This window comes from Halomonas sp. G15, from assembly GCF_021282295.1.
Taxonomy (GTDB): Bacteria; Pseudomonadota; Gammaproteobacteria; order Pseudomonadales; family Halomonadaceae; genus Halomonas; species Halomonas alimentaria.
Map to the genome: position 1 here is coordinate 1 of NZ_JAJSPA010000045.1, position 14,783 is coordinate 14,783.

General features: G+C 66.9%; 12 protein-coding genes. 8 read left to right on the plus strand and 4 right to left on the minus strand.

Annotation, left to right across the window (positions count from 1 at the left end):
- Nucleotides 1-49 precede the first annotated feature (49 nt).
- The 3 genes from icd (at nucleotide 50) to clpA (ending at nucleotide 4,259) form a co-directional block, all read left to right on the plus strand.
- Entirely contained in the window at nucleotides 50-1,306 is a 1,257-nt protein-coding gene (gene icd, locus LWH48_RS15795) for an NADP-dependent isocitrate dehydrogenase (protein WP_161432464.1), read from the plus strand.
- A gap of 193 nt (nucleotides 1,307-1,499) precedes the next feature.
- The gene (clpS, locus tag LWH48_RS15800; protein WP_161432463.1) at nucleotides 1,500-1,826 is read left to right on the plus strand and encodes an ATP-dependent Clp protease adapter ClpS; all 327 of its coding nucleotides are present in this window, start codon (nucleotides 1,500-1,502) and stop codon (nucleotides 1,824-1,826) included.
- 159 nt (nucleotides 1,827-1,985) lie between these two features.
- Nucleotides 1,986-4,259, plus strand: coding sequence for an ATP-dependent Clp protease ATP-binding subunit ClpA (gene clpA, locus LWH48_RS15805; RefSeq protein ID WP_161432462.1), 2,274 nt, complete (start codon nucleotides 1,986-1,988; stop codon nucleotides 4,257-4,259).
- 105 nt (nucleotides 4,260-4,364) lie between these two features.
- Here the strand turns inward: clpA and infA are convergent, their stop codons facing one another.
- The 3 genes from infA to aat all read right to left on the minus strand — a co-directional run bounded on the left by infA (nucleotide 4,365) and on the right by aat (nucleotide 6,210).
- The gene (infA, locus tag LWH48_RS15810) at nucleotides 4,365-4,583 is read right to left on the minus strand and encodes a translation initiation factor IF-1 (protein WP_027961652.1); all 219 of its coding nucleotides are present in this window, start codon (nucleotides 4,581-4,583) and stop codon (nucleotides 4,365-4,367) included.
- A 120-nt stretch (nucleotides 4,584-4,703) separates the two neighbouring features.
- Nucleotides 4,704-5,441 carry an arginyltransferase gene (locus LWH48_RS15815; protein ID WP_232913302.1) on the minus strand — a complete coding sequence of 246 codons (738 nt, stop codon included), beginning with the start codon at nucleotides 5,439-5,441 and terminating at the stop codon, nucleotides 4,704-4,706.
- A gap of 25 nt (nucleotides 5,442-5,466) precedes the next feature.
- Complete coding sequence (aat, locus tag LWH48_RS15820; RefSeq protein ID WP_232913303.1) at nucleotides 5,467-6,210, minus strand: leucyl/phenylalanyl-tRNA--protein transferase; 744 nt, start codon at nucleotides 6,208-6,210, stop codon at nucleotides 5,467-5,469.
- Nucleotides 6,211-6,360: 150 nt separating this feature from the next.
- On the opposite strand from aat, the gene LWH48_RS15825 reads away from it, so the two are divergent.
- Together LWH48_RS15825 and lolA are read left to right on the plus strand one after the other, a co-directional pair.
- Nucleotides 6,361-9,582, plus strand: a complete 3,222-nt coding sequence (locus LWH48_RS15825) for a DNA translocase FtsK (RefSeq protein WP_232913304.1) — start codon at nucleotides 6,361-6,363, stop codon at nucleotides 9,580-9,582.
- Nucleotides 9,583-9,714: 132 nt separating this feature from the next.
- The gene (lolA, locus tag LWH48_RS15830; protein ID WP_232913305.1) at nucleotides 9,715-10,344 is read left to right on the plus strand and encodes an outer membrane lipoprotein chaperone LolA; all 630 of its coding nucleotides are present in this window, start codon (nucleotides 9,715-9,717) and stop codon (nucleotides 10,342-10,344) included.
- A gap of 101 nt (nucleotides 10,345-10,445) precedes the next feature.
- Here the strand turns inward: lolA and LWH48_RS15835 are convergent, their stop codons facing one another.
- Nucleotides 10,446-11,786, minus strand: a complete 1,341-nt coding sequence (locus LWH48_RS15835; protein WP_232913306.1) for a replication-associated recombination protein A — start codon at nucleotides 11,784-11,786, stop codon at nucleotides 10,446-10,448.
- A gap of 167 nt (nucleotides 11,787-11,953) precedes the next feature.
- On the opposite strand from LWH48_RS15835, the gene LWH48_RS15840 reads away from it, so the two are divergent.
- From LWH48_RS15840 to trmA, 3 genes are all read left to right on the plus strand, one after another.
- On the plus strand, nucleotides 11,954-12,499 hold the full coding sequence (locus LWH48_RS15840) for a hemerythrin domain-containing protein (RefSeq protein ID WP_232913316.1): 546 nt from the start codon (nucleotides 11,954-11,956) through the stop codon (nucleotides 12,497-12,499).
- 167 nt (nucleotides 12,500-12,666) lie between these two features.
- The gene (gene murI / locus LWH48_RS15845) at nucleotides 12,667-13,443 is read left to right on the plus strand and encodes a glutamate racemase (protein WP_232913307.1); all 777 of its coding nucleotides are present in this window, start codon (nucleotides 12,667-12,669) and stop codon (nucleotides 13,441-13,443) included.
- A 52-nt stretch (nucleotides 13,444-13,495) separates the two neighbouring features.
- Nucleotides 13,496-14,623 carry a tRNA (uridine(54)-C5)-methyltransferase TrmA gene (trmA, locus tag LWH48_RS15850; protein WP_232913308.1) on the plus strand — a complete coding sequence of 376 codons (1,128 nt, stop codon included), beginning with the start codon at nucleotides 13,496-13,498 and terminating at the stop codon, nucleotides 14,621-14,623.
- Nucleotides 14,624-14,783: the final 160 nt, after the last annotated feature.

The following is a 14,783-nucleotide window of genomic DNA, read 5'->3' on the forward strand; positions in this document are numbered from 1 at the left end:
ATGCTATACTTCGCGCTCCAATGAACACACCACTACAGGGGAGTTCTCAATGGGATTCCAGAAAATTGTCGTTCCCGAAGGCGGCCAGAAGATCACCGCCAACGCCGACAACACTCTGAACGTGCCGAACGAGCCGGTCATCCCGTTCATCGAGGGCGACGGCATCGGTGTCGATGTCACCCCGGCCATGATGATCGCCATCGACGCCGCCGTGCAGAAGGCCTACAACGGCGAGCGCAAGATCCACTGGATGGAGGTCTTTGCCGGCGAGAAGGCCACCCAGGTCTATGATGCCGATACCTGGCTGCCGGAAGAGACCCTGGAAGCCGTCAAGGACTATGTGGTCTCCATCAAGGGGCCACTGACCACCCCGGTGGGGGGTGGCATCCGCTCCCTGAACGTGGCCCTGCGCCAGAAGCTCGACCTCTACGTCTGCCAGCGTCCGGTACGCTGGTTCGAGGGCGTGCCGAGCCCGGTGAAGAAGCCCGCCGACGTCGACATGGTGATCTTCCGCGAGAACTCCGAGGACATCTATGCCGGCATCGAGTGGAAGGCCGGCACCCCGGAGGCCGACAAGGTCATCAAGTTCTTCCGTGAGGAGATGGGCGTCACCAACATCCGTTTCCCGGAGAACTGCGGCATCGGTGTCAAGCCGGTCTCCGTGGAGGGCACCAAGCGTCTGGTACGCCAGGCCCTGCAGTACACCATCGACAACGACCGCGAGTCGCTGACCCTGGTGCACAAGGGCAACATCATGAAATTCACCGAGGGTGCCTTCAAGGACTGGGGCTACGAGCTGGCCCGTGAGGAGTTCGGTGCCGAGCTGCTCGACGGTGGCCCCTGGATGACCATGAAGAACCCCAGGACCGGCAAGGAAATCGTCATCAAGGACGTGATCGCCGACGCCATGCTGCAGCAGATCCTGCTGCGCCCGGCCGAGTACGACGTGATCGCGACCCTGAATCTCAACGGCGACTATCTCTCCGACGCCCTGGCGGCCGAGGTGGGCGGCATCGGCATCGCGCCGGGTGCCAACATCTCCGATACCACTGCCATGTTCGAGGCGACCCACGGCACCGCGCCGAAGTATGCCGGCCAGGACAAGGTCAACCCGGGCTCGCTGATCCTCTCCGCCGAGATGATGCTGCGCCACATGGGGTGGGTCGAGGCCGCCGACCTGGTGCTCAAGGGCATGGAGAAGGCCATCTCCAGGGGCGAGGTCACCTATGACTTCCATCGCCTGATGGACGATGCCAAGCTGCTCAAGTGCTCCGAGTTCGGTCAGGCAGTCGCCGACAACATGTAAGTGGCGATGCGGGATCCGGGCCCCCGTCCGCCATCCGGCGGGCGGGGGCCTTTACGTTATCGCCCCGATATCAAGCGGGGCGGTGAACCCTGTCGGCAGCGCGACGTCCAACTTCGGTCGAGATGCTCGAATGGTTGCCGGCTTGTCGAGATGGAAAGTGGGCCCTATGTTCAGAAATGAAGTGGTGTGCGGCATGACGCGCCCCCCGGCGCCGGGGGAGGAGGACGGCGACCTGGCGGTACAGAGTGCCGATCCTCAACTGGCGACGCCGCCGATGTACAAGGTGGTGTTGCACAACGATGACTTCACCCCCATGGAGTTCGTGGTGGAGGTGCTGCAGACCTTCTTCCACCTGGATAGCGAGACCGCAGTGCAGGTGATGCTGACGGTGCATACCCAGGGCAAGGCGACCTGTGGCATCTTTACCCGTGACATCGCTGAAACCAAAAGTCATCAAGTCAATCAATATGCTAGAGAGTGTCAGCATCCGCTGCTCTCGGATATCGAGGCGGCGGACTGACTCCCCGGACATGGTCGCGACGGGTGTGCCATCGGCTGCCGTTGGTAAGTGAGCTTGCAACGGTGGCATTTGTACCCGATGTTATTTGTACCCGATGTTGATGATGCCGGACCGAGAAAGATCCGACGCAATGCCCTGGGCGGCAAGAAGGGGACTGCCATGCTGAGCAAAGAACTTGAACTGACCCTGAACACGGCCTTCACCGTGGCGCGCTCCAAGCGCCATGAGTTCATGACCGTGGAGCACCTGCTGCTGGCGCTGCTCGACAACGCCTCGGCGGCAGATGTGCTGCGCGCCTGCGGGGCCAACCTCGACAAGCTGCGGTCCGACCTGCAGGATTTCATCAACTCCACCACGCCGCTGATTCCCGAGGATCATGCCGACCGCGAGACCCAGCCCACGTTGGGCTTCCAGCGCGTGCTGCAGCGTGCCGTGTTCCACGTGCAGTCATCCGGCAAGAGCGAGGTGACCGGCGCCAACGTGCTGGTGGCGATCTTCTCCGAGCAGGAGAGCCAGGCGGTCTACTTCCTCAAGCAACAGAACGTGGCGCGTGTCGACGCCGTCAACTATATCGCCCACGGCATCTCCAAGGTGTCCGGCCATGATCAGGCGCCATCCTCCTCGTCGCCGGATTCCGACGAGGTCGAGGAGGGCGGCGAGACCGCATCCAACCCGTTGACCGGTTATGCCACCAACCTCAACGAGCAGGCCCGCATGGGCAAGATCGACCCGCTGATCGGCCGTGAGCACGAGCTGGAGCGGGTGGTGCAGATCCTCGCCCGGCGGCGCAAGAACAACCCGCTGCTGGTGGGTGAGGCTGGCGTGGGCAAGACCGCCATCGCCGAGGGCCTGGCCAAGCGGATCGTCGAAGAAGATGTGCCGGAGGTGATCGGCGACGCCGTGGTCTATTCGCTGGACATGGGTGCGCTGCTGGCCGGCACCAAGTATCGCGGTGACTTCGAGAAGCGTCTCAAGGCGCTGCTTGCCGAGCTGCGCAAGCAGCCCAATGCCATCCTCTTCATCGACGAGATCCATACCGTGATCGGTGCCGGGGCCGCCTCCGGCGGGGTGATGGACGCCTCCAACCTGCTCAAGCCGATGCTCTCTTCCGGCGAGCTGCGCTGCATCGGCTCCACCACCTTCCAGGAGTATCGCGGCATCTTCGAGAAGGATCGCGCCCTGGCCCGTCGCTTCCAGAAGGTGGACGTCCCCGCGCCGTCGGTGGATGACACCATCCGGATCCTCAAGGGCCTGCGTTCACGCTTCGAGGAGCACCACCAGCTCAAGTACACCGATGGTGCCCTGGAGAGTGCGGCGCGCCTGGCGGATCGCTATATCAATGACCGCCACCTGCCCGACAAGGCGATCGACGTGATCGACGAGGCGGGTGCCCACCAGCGCCTGCTGCCGCCGGAGATGCGTGTCGATACCATCGATACCGACCAGGTCGAGGCGGTGGTCGCCTCCATCGCGCGTATTCCGCCGAAGAGCGTCTCCAGCTCCGACCGCAAGCTGCTGGCCAATATCGATCGCGATCTCAAGATGCTGGTGTTCGGCCAGGACGAGGCGATCGACAGCCTGTCGGCGGCGATCAAGCTGTCGCGGGCCGGCCTCAAGGCGCCGGACAAGCCGGTGGGCAGCTTCCTGTTCGCCGGTCCGACCGGGGTGGGCAAGACCGAGGTGGCCCGCCAGCTCGCGCACATCATGGGCATCGAGCTGGTGCGCTTCGACATGTCGGAGTACATGGAGCGCCACACGGTGTCACGCCTGATCGGTGCCCCTCCCGGCTACGTCGGCTATGACCAGGGTGGGCTGCTGACCGAGGCGATCACCAAGCAGCCGCACTGCGTGCTGTTGCTCGACGAGATCGAGAAGGCGCACCCCGAGGTCTTCAACCTGCTGCTGCAGGTGATGGACCACGGCCGGCTCACCGACAACAACGGCCGCGAGGCGGATTTCCGCCACGTGATCCTGATCATGACCTCCAATGCCGGGGTCGAGCAGGCCACGCGGCGCTCCATCGGCTTCCAGACCCAGGATCACTCCACCGACGCCATGGAGGTGATCCGCAAGACCTTCTCGCCGGAGTTCCGCAACCGCCTGGACGGCATCATCCAGTTCCACTCCCTGCCGACCTCGGTGGTGCGCAGCGTGGTCGACAAGTTCCTGGTGGAGCTGCAGGCCCAGCTGGACGAGAAGCGAGTCCAGCTCGACGTTGACGAGGAGGCGCGCGCCTGGCTGGCGGAGAAGGGGTACGATCCGGACATGGGGGCGCGGCCCATGGCGCGCCTGATCCAGGAGAAGCTCAAGAAGCCGCTGGCGGAGATGATCCTGTTCGGTGAGCTTTCCGAGCACGGCGGGTTGGTTCACGTCAGCGTGGAGGAGGGCGAACTGCACCTCGAGACCGAGTCGGAGATGGCCGATGCACCGTGATCGGGCGGGCGTCAGCCCGCCGCTCACCCACGCACAGCGCCCTGTCGAGAGACGGGGCGTTGTCGTGTCGGCGTCAGGGGAGGTCGAGTCGCTCGACCGCCGGGATCAGCGGGAGCGGTAGACGATGCGGCCCTTGGTCAGGTCATAGGGAGTCAGCTCGACCTTGACCTTGTCGCCGGTGAGGATGCGGATATAGTTCTTGCGCATCTTGCCGGAGATATGCGCGGTCACCACGTGTCCGTTCTCGAGTTCGACGCGGAAGGTGGTGTTGGGAAGGGTGTCGACGATGACGCCTTCCATCTCGATATGGTCTTCACGTGCCATATAGGCGATTCCTCGCTGTTGGTTAATCACGACCCACTGGCCAGCGTGGCCCCTGGGTACAAGAATAGCGCGGTATTGTGCCGCATGCCGGCCTGCAAGGCAAAGAAAGGGCGGTTACCGTCACGCGGGAATCAGTCGCCGCCAGTGGCGGCCCTCCAGCCGCTCGAGCGGCTGGAAGGCCTGCTTGTAGGCCATCTTGCGGCATTCACGGATCCAGTAGCCCAGGTAGACGTGGGGCAAGTCGCGACGCCGCGCCAGGTCGACGAGGCTCAGCACCGCGTAGGTACCCAGGGAGCGCCGCTCCAGGTCCGGGGCGGGATCGAAGAAGGTGTAGATCGCCGATAGGCCGTGCTCGAGCTGGTCGAAGGCGGCAACCGCCACCAGGCGACCCGCGAGGCGGAATTCGAGCAGCCGAGCATAGGGCTGATCGAGGGTCAGGAAGGTGCGGTACTGCTCGTGGCTCGGTGGATACATGTCGCCATCGGCGTGACGTGTGCGGATGTACCGGGCATAGAGCGCATAGTGTTCGGGGTCGTAGATGGCCGGCCTCAGATGGAGAGTCAGGTCGGCGTTGCGCCTGGCCAGGCGCCGCTGTGTGCGGTCGGGGGTGAACTCCGCCACCGGGATGCGTACCGAGATGCAGGCGCTGCAGCCCTCGCAGTGAGGGCGATAGAGATGGCGCCCGCTGCGCCTGAAGCCGAGCAGGGCCAGGGCGTCATAGACCCCCTGGCCAGGAGACTCCTGGGGATCCAGGAACAGCGTGGTGGCCTCGCGCCCCTCCAGGTAGCTGCAGGCGTGGGGCACGGTGAGGTAGAAACGCAGGTCCCGGGTCGGCTGGCGGGGGGTGTTGCTGCTCACGGCGGCTCTCCCTGGCACAGGGCAGTCAGTCGGAATCGCTGGCAGGCCCGGCGAGGGGCTCAAAAGACCAGCAGGCGGGTGTCCAGCGGTGGGACGATGAGTCACCTTCACCGGGGCAACCCAGCCACTCTTCAAGATAGCCGATGAACGTTTTTCGGGCGATATCCCGAGCCCCCAGGCTGGCCAGGTGAGGGGTGTGCATCTGGCAGTCGATCAGCCGTCCGCCGCCCGCGGACATGGCGCTGGCCAGCCGCACCAGGGCGACCTTGGAGGCGTCGGCGACCCGCGAGAACATCGACTCGCCGAAGAATACCGGTCCCAGGGCGACGCCGTAGAGTCCGCCCACCAGTTTCCCGTCTCGCCAGACTTCCACCGAATGGGCTGCGCCGATGGCGTGCAGGCGAGCGTAGGCGGTGCGCATCTCGTCGCTGATCCAGGTACCCGGCTGGCCCTCCCGGGGTGCCGCGCAAGCCGCCGTCACGTCGACGAAGGCGCGGTTGGCGGTCACCGTGAAGCCACTGTTGCGCAGACGCTTGGCCAGGCTGCGACGTACGCGAATCTCGTTCGGGAACAGCACCATGCGCGGGTCGGGGCTCCACCACAGGATCGGCTGGTCGTCGCTGTACCAGGGGAAGATGCCGCGACGATAGGCGGCCAGAAGCCATTCGGGAGCGAGTGTCCCGCCGGCCGCCAGCAGGCCGTCGGGGTCGCGCAGCGCCTCGTCCACGGAGGGGAACTGCACGGGGGAGGGGGGCAGCCAGGGCAGCATGGCGTCGGCATCCTTGCGGTGGAAGGAGCAGTGTGCCGCCCGCCACCCCATCGCTCAAGGCGTGGCGACTGTGATGCGGCGCCTTCGCTCGGGTATGATTGGCGCCACGCATTCGCAAGGCGCCAGGCGTGGCGCAAGGGGGATGACCAGTTGAGTGTCGACAAGCAGACCGTGTCGCGGCGAGATCGCGCGACCAACGCCAGGGAATCGGCGAAACGCTTCGGGGTGAAGCTGCAGGGAGCGGCGCGAGAGGGTGTGGTGATCGTGCTGCTGGCGGCCTGCGTGTTCCTGCTGCTGGCCCTATTCAGCTACGAGGGAGCCGACCCCGGCTGGTCGCGCAGTGGCCCCGAGACCGAAGTGGCCAACTGGATGGGTCCGGTGGGCGCCTGGCTTGCCGATGTACTCTATTCGCTGTTCGGCGTCAGCGCCCTGTGGTGGCCGGGCATGCTGGGCTTTGCCGCCTGGCGGATGCTGCGTTCCCGACAGGTTCGCCTGGTCTTGGATGCCACGGCGCTGGCGGTGCGCGGCGGTGGGCTGATCCTGCTGCTGCTGGGGACCACCACCCTCGGCGCGCTGCACTTCTATCGTCCGGAGGGTCCCTTGCCCTACTCCACGGGGGGCATCCTCGGTGAAGGCCTGGTGGGGGCCCTGCTGCCCATGGTGGGCGTGGGCGGCAGCGGCCTGCTGGCGGCGGCGGCCCTGCTCTGCGGCTTTCCCCTTTTCAGTGGGATCTCCTGGTTCAGCGTGATGGATGAGCTGGGCCGCGGGGCGCTGCGCCTGTGGGGCTGGGTGGCAGGGCGTTTCGCCTTCACTCGGCAGGAAGCCTCGTCGCCTGCTGGGCCCGAGGCGGCCAGCAGCGCTGCCACAGAGGAGGCCGAAGCCGACTCGGCTCTGGAGGAGGAGGGTACCGATCGACCGCGCTGGTGGCAGCGCCTGTTGCCAGGCCGGCGCGCCCCGCAGCCCGCGTCGGCTGCTGCCTCCACGCCGCGCCGTGAGCCCGGTTTCGGCGATGACGGCAATACCGAGATTCCCTGGGAAGTGCCCGAGCGGACACCGTCGGCCAAGCAGCCCGGCGCCGCCTATGCAGCACGTGAATCCGCGGGCTCTGCAACAACGGCGACTTCCGCCTCCGCTTCTCCCGCAGGCCCTGAAGCGGCCACCGATCCAGGTGCTGCTGCCGGCGTCGCTGCGGGTGTTGCCGCCGGCACGACCAGGGCTGCCACCCAGGGCGCCACCGCCGGCGCGGCGGATGCGGCCGCGGAGCCGTCCGCAACCGGCGGTTCGACGCCTCCTCCCTCCGCTGCCGGGGCTCCCGAGACCGGGCAGGCGTCGCCGGGGCGAGTGCCGGAGAGCGTGCCCGAACCCATGCTCCCCGATGAGGATGAGCCGGCAACGGCCTGGCACGGACCGGCCCTGAGGGCCACCCGCGACGACGAGACGCCGGCGGCCGATCGGGATCTGGTGGACGCGAAACCGGCCGCCGGGTCCGTTGCCTCAGCGGCGTCGACCCACGGGACGGAGTCGGCCAGTCACCAGCGTCGCGAGCCGGCCCTGGGCGGCGGCCACCTCGATGGCGACGGCACCGACGATGATGAGCCGAGGCTTGCCTGGGATGAGCCGGCGGTAGCCGAGGAGGCCGAGGAGGACGAAGTGCCGCCGGCCGTGACCTCGGCGCCGGACCCCGACGCCTCCGCGCTGCACCAGCCGCCCGAGCCCCAGCAGGCAGGCGACGATGACGAGCCGGAGACGCCGCGAGTGGCCACCGCCGAGCAGGCCAGGGAGGCCACCGAGGAGGAGGGCATGCGGCTGTGGACCGTGGAGCACCTGCAGAGCCAGCGCCCGGTGCTGGATGATCTTCCCGAGCCCGATGGTGACCTGCCCAGCCTGCGCCTGCTCACCCCGCCGGAACCCCAGAAGCAGAACTACTCCGTCGACCAGCTGGCCGAGATGGCCGAGCTCCTCGAGGTGCGCCTGCGCGAATACGGGGTCAAGGCGGAGGTGGTGGATACCTGGCCGGGGCCGGTGATCACGCGCTTCGAGATCAAGCCCGCCGCGGGCGTGAAGGTCTCCAAGATCAGCAATCTGGCCAAGGACCTGGCACGCTCGCTGATGGTCAAGAGCGTGCGCGTGGTGGAGGTGATTCCCGGGCGACCCACGGTGGGCATCGAGATCCCCAATCCGCACCGGGCGATGATTCGCCTGCGCGAGGTGATCGACTCCGACCGCTACCAGCAGGAGGCCTCGGCGCTGACCCTGGCGCTGGGCCAGGACATCGGCGGTGGCCCGGTGGTGGCCAACCTCGGCAAGATGCCTCACCTGCTGGTCGCCGGCACCACCGGCTCGGGCAAGTCGGTGGGGGTCAACGCCATGCTGATCTCCATGCTGCTCAAGGCCACGCCCGACGAGCTTCGATTGATCATGGTCGATCCCAAGATGCTGGAGCTCTCCGTCTACGACGGCATCCCGCACTTGCTGGCGCCGGTAGTCACCGACATGAAGGAGGCCGCCAACGCCCTGCGCTGGTGCGTGGCCGAGATGGAGCGGCGCTACAAGCTGATGGCAGCCATGGGGGTGCGCAACATCGCCGGCTTCAACGCCAAGCTCGATGAGGCCGAGCGGGCCGGTGCCCAGGTGGCGGACCCGCTGTGGGAGCCTCAGCCCTGGGAGATGCACCAGACCCCGCCGGTGCTCGAGAAGCTCCCCTACATCGTGGTGGTGATCGACGAGTTCGCCGACATGTTCATGATTGTCGGCAAGAAGGTCGAGGAGCTGATCGCCCGCCTGGCTCAGAAGGCTCGCGCCGCCGGCATCCACCTGATACTCGCCACCCAGCGTCCCTCGGTGGACGTGGTCACTGGTCTGATCAAGGCCAACATTCCCACCCGCATGGCCTTTCAGGTCTCTTCGCGGGTCGACTCGCGTACCATCCTCGACCAGGGCGGCGCCGAGAACCTGCTGGGCCATGGTGACATGCTCTACCTGCCCGCGGGTTCCGGCATGCCCTCCCGGGTGCATGGTGCCTTCGTCGACGACGATGAGGTGCATCGGGTGGTGGAGGACTGGAAGCGTCGCGGCGAGCCCGAGTATATCGATGAGATCCTCTCCGGCGGTGTCTCCGCCGAGGCCCTCACCGGGCTGGAGGCCGAGGGGGCGGATGGCGATGACGCCGAGCAGGATGCCCTCTACGACGAGGCGGTGGCCTTCGTCACCGACTCGCGCCGCGCATCCATCTCGGCCGTGCAGCGCCGCTTCAAGATCGGCTACAACCGCGCCGCACGCCTGGTGGAGGCGATGGAGATGGCGGGGGTGGTCTCCACCATGGGCACCAATGGTGCCCGTGAGGTGCTGGCACCGCCGCCGGCCGGCGGCTAAACTGCTGTCGTCATCTGGCGACAGCGTCATGTAACCATGCAGCTACCATGAACACGCCGTCGGGAACGCAACCCGGCGGTGCACGCGGGGTCCGAGTGTCAGGATCTACCGGAACCGCCCAGGGAGACAGACATGACAGTGAAGAAGACCCTCGCCACCCTTGTCGTTGGCCTTGCCATGCCGCTATCGGCCCTGGCCAGCGAAGGTGCGGAGCGCCTCAGTCGCATACTGGAACCGATGCAGACCTACGAGGCCACCTTCGAGCAGCAGATACTCGATGCCAGCGGCGAGCGGCTGCAGGAGGCGCGCGGCAGCATGTGGTTGTCGCGGCCCGGAAAATTCCGCTGGGAGGTGGATGCCCCCTATCAGCAGCTGGTGGTCTCCGACGGTGAGGACGTCGTACTCTACGACCCCGACCTGGAGCAGGCGACCGTCCAGGCGCTGGACCAGCGGGTGACCCATACGCCGGCCCTGCTGCTCTCGGGCAGCGCCGATGAGCTGGTCGAGAGCTTCGACGTCACACGCAGCCAGCAGGGCAGCGCCGAGCGCTTCAGCCTGCTGCCGAAGGACCCCGACACCCTCTTCGAGGAGCTGGAGATGACTTTCCGAGGCGAACGCCTGGTCGGTCTTCAGATGCTCGACAGCACTGGCCAGCGCACGGCCATCGCCTTTCACGACGTGCAGATGAACCGGGCCATCGAGGATGCGCGCTTCGACTTTGTGATCCCGGATGGCACCGATGTGATTCGCGATACGCACTGACCCGGCTGGGCCAGAGCTCAAGGCCTTAAGCTGGAAGAAGAATCGCCCCCATGGCCTGCCATGGGGGCGATTCACATTAGGCTGCTATCCAGCTTACGGCGCTATTCGCCGCCTTCGTCCGCCTCGGCATCGAGCTGCTCCCGCCACGCCATGATCTGGGCGTAGCGCTTCTCCTGGCCGAACTCGGTGGGACGATAGAAGCGCTGGCGAGGGAACTCCTCCGGCCAGCAGTCGTGACCGCTGCCGGCGGGGTAGCCTTGGGGCTCGTTATGCGCATAGCGGTAGCCCTGGCCGTGGCCCAGGCTCTCCATCAGCTTCGTCGGGGCGTTGCGCAGATAGGTCGGCACCTCCAGTTGTGGCTGGCCCGCCGCGAAGGCCTTGGCCTGGTGCCAGGCCCGGTCGATGGCGTTGCTCTTGGGGGCTACCGCCAGATGGATGGCGGCGTGGGCGATGGCGCGCTGGCCCTCGTAATCACCCAGGCGCAGGTAGGCGTCCCAGGCGGCCATCACCAGCGGCAGGGCGCGGGGGTCGGCATTGCCCACATCCTCGGAGGCGATGGCGGTCAGGCGGCGAATCACGTCCAGCGGGTCGCCGCCGCCCTGGATAAAGCGGGCCATGTAGAGCAGGGCGGCGTCCGGGCGCGATGAGCGCACCGACTTGTGGATCGCCGACAGCAGGTCGTAGAAGTGATCGCCCTGCTTGTCGAAGGCGCTGGCCTGGTGACCGATCACCGCCTCCAGGGCTTCCCGGCGCAGCGTCTCGCCACCCTCCGGATTGGCCTGGGTAAAGTCGCAGGCGCTCTCCAGCAGCCCCAGGGCGCGGCGGGCATCGCCGGCGGCAGCCCGGGCCAGCACCCCGAGCACCCCCTCCTCGACGTGGATACGGCGCGTGCCCAGGCCCCGTGCCTCGTCGGCCAGCGCTCGCTGCTGTACCTCCACCAGCTCCTCCTCGGAGAGTGATGTCAGCACATGCACCCGGGCACGGGAGAGCAGCGCCGAGTTGACCTCGAAGGAGGGGTTCTCGGTGGTGGCGCCGATCAGCGTCAGCAGGCCGGACTCCACATGGGGCAGCAGGGCGTCCTGCTGACTCTTGTTGAGGCGATGGATCTCGTCGAGGAACAACAGGGTCGCCATCCCTCGGGACTGCTGGGCCCTGGCGCGCTCCACGGCGGCGCGGATCTCCTTGACCCCGGCCATCACCGCGGAGAGATGCTCGAGGCAAGCGCCGGACTCGGCGGCCAGGATCTCGGCCAGGGTAGTCTTGCCGGTGCCCGGCGGCCCCCACAGGATCATCGAGCGCACCACGCCGCTCTCGACCATGCGCCTCAGCGGCTTGCCGGGGCCGACCAGCGCCTGCTGTCCCACATAGTCGTCGAGCCGTCGCGGCCGCATGCGCCAGGCGAGCGGGGCATCGTCGTCACGCTCGCTTGCGAAGAGATCCATGGGCGACTCCTTGCGTTGATCGAAAAGCAGCAGGCCGGCGGCCAGGCTGCTAGAGTGGGGGAGGCGTCGAGGGGCCTATCGGGCTCCACGATGAACCCTGTCCCGGATGACGCATCCAATGGAGAGTGCCTTCTCCCATGTACCATACAGGAGGGCCCGACATGCCCATGCTGACCCAGCTGCGTCAGGATCATGCCAATATGGCGCGCATGTTGCACGTTCTGCAGCTCAAGCAGAAGACCCTGGCCGCCGGCGAGCGTCCCAATTTTCAACTGGTCCGCGAGGTCGTCGACTACATACTCGACTACCAGGAAGGCTTCACCCGTCCGCTCGAGAAGGTCTGCACGGAGCGACTCACGGAGCTCGCCCCCTCCAGCACCGAGGTGACCGAGCGTCTGGCCCAGGACTATCGGGCGCTGCAGTCCCGGCTCAAGCGCCTCTCTAACGACCTTGACATGATCCTGATGGATGCCGTCGTGCCAATGGATCGCTTCGCCGAGGACCTCAGGGCCTATCTGGACAGCCACCGTGCCTACCTTCGCGACGAGCGCGAGCTGCTGTTTCCGCTGATTCGCGCGAACTTCAATGACGAGGACCTCAAGGCCCTGGCAGCGGCGCTGCCCGAGGGTGCCCAGGCACAGCTCGAACGGCTGCAGGAGGCCTACCCCGAACTCTATGCCGAGCTGCGCGATGCCCCCGAGCCGGTGACCTGAGCGCCGCCGACCAGACGCCGGGTGCGAGCCTCGGCTCGCCGCCGAGTGTGAGGTAGAATGCTCGGCTATCTCATCGGCCAGCGTCTTGTCATGTCCCATCCGACCCTCCTTGCCCCGCCAGGCACCTGCCTTCCCGCCCCGTCCTCGAGGCGACGGGAGGAGGGGTGATGGCGGGTCCGATCCTGGTTTTCGATTCCGGTGTGGGCGGCCTCTCGGTGGTGGCCGCCCTGCGCGAGCGGCTGCCCCAGGCAGCCCTGGCCTATGCCTGCGACAACGCCATGTTGCCCTACGGGCGGCGGGAGGATGCCTGGCTGGTGCGGCGTATCCTCGCGGTGTGCGATGCCGCCGTGCGCACCAGCGGCTGTGTGGCCCTGGTGGTGGCCTGCAATACCGCCAGTACCCTGGCCCTGGACGCCCTGCGCGAGCGGCTGCGGGTCCCTGTGGTTGGCACGGTACCGGCCATCAAGCCCGCCGCCGCCCTCAGCCGCAGCGGACACATTGGCCTGCTGGCCACCAGCGCCACGGTGTCGCGTCCCTATACGTTGCGCCTGATCGAGACCTTCGCCACGGACTGCACGGTACGTCGGATCGCGGCGGATCCCCTGGTGCGCGAGGCGGAGCGCCGCCTGGCCGGCGAGGCCCACGATGCCGCCGTGATCGAGGAGGCCCTGGCGCGGCTGTGGGAGGATCCCGAGCTCGACACCGTGGTGCTCGGCTGTACCCACTTTCCTCTGCTGCGTGACGCCCTGGCCGCTGCCGCCCCTCGCGAGGTGGCCTGGGTCGATTCCAGCGAGGCCATCGCCCGGCGCACGGCCCAGGTGGCGGCTGGCGTGGCGCCCGCAGCGGGCCCCGGGGCGAGCTTTGCCACCGCCCCCGACGCGGCGCTGGCCAGCGCCCTGGCACGCTTCGGCTTCGCCACCCCGCAGCTGCTGCACCTGGACTGAATGTCCGGGACCCGTTCCCCTTTTCCTGTTCACTGGTATCCCTGGAGGCTTCTTGGCCATTCCCGTCGTCGAACCCGCTCGCTATGACCAGCAACTCGAGGCCAAGGCCGAGCGCATCCGCCGCGACTTCGCTCGCTTCGCCCCGCCTGCCCTGGAGGTCTATCCCTCGCCCCCCAGCCATTATCGCCAGCGTTGCGAGTTCCGGATCTGGCACGAGGGGGATGACCTCTTCTACGCCATGTTTGAGATACAGGAGTCCGAGGGGGATGCCGAGGACTCGAAGAAAAAGCACAAGACGGTGGTCCGCCTGGATGACTACCCGGTGGCCAGCCGGCAGATCAACGCCCTCATGCCGGCGCTGCTCGACGCCATCCGCGACAACGACCTGCTGCGTCGTCGGCTCTTCCAGGTCGAGTTCCTGACCACCCTCTCCGGCGAGGCTCTGGTCACCCTGATCTACCATCGCCCGCTGGACGAGGCATGGGAGGCCGAGGCACGGCGACTGCAGGATCGGCTCGGGGTGATGATCATCGGCCGCGCCCGCAAGCAGCGCCGGGTGCTCGAGCGGGATCATGTGTGGGAGCGTCTCGAGGTGGAGGGACGCGAGTTCGTCTATCAGCAGGTGGAGAACAGCTTCACCCAGCCCAACGCCGAGATCTGCCGTTCCATGCTGACTTGGGCGAGAGAGGTCACCCGGGATAGCCAGGACGGTGATCTGGTGGAGCTCTACTGTGGCAACGGCAACTTCACGGTGGCCCTGGCCGAGAATTTCCGCCGTGTGCTTGCCACCGAGATCTCGCGCACCTCGGTGGCAAGCGCCCGGGAGAACCTGGCTGCCAACCGCATCGACAATGTCACCGTGGGGCGCATGTCCGCTGAGGAGTTCGCCGCGGCACTCAAGGGCGAGAAGGGTGGGCGCCGCGTGGCCGAGTGGGCCCTGGACGAGTATGACTTCACTACCGTGCTGGTGGACCCGCCCCGCGCCGGTCTCGACGAGGCCAGCTGCCGCCAGCTGAGCGGCTACTCTCGTATCGTCTATATTTCATGCAACCCGGAGACATTGGCGAACAACCTGGAGCGCCTGACCGAGACCCACCGGATCACGCGCTTCGCGCTGTTCGACCAGTTTCCCTGGACCCACCACTGCGAGTGCGGTGTTCTGCTCGAGCGACGCGAGTGAAGGAGTCCTGTCTGCGATTGGCAATGCGCAACCGACATGCTCCATGAGCAGAACGTCAAGTGGCTGGGTCGAGCTCCGGGAGTCGCGTAAGCTGGCGACAGGGCCCCGCCGGGGCCGTGTCGAACACTTCCGGTCGCAGCAGCGACCGCCGGTAGCCGAG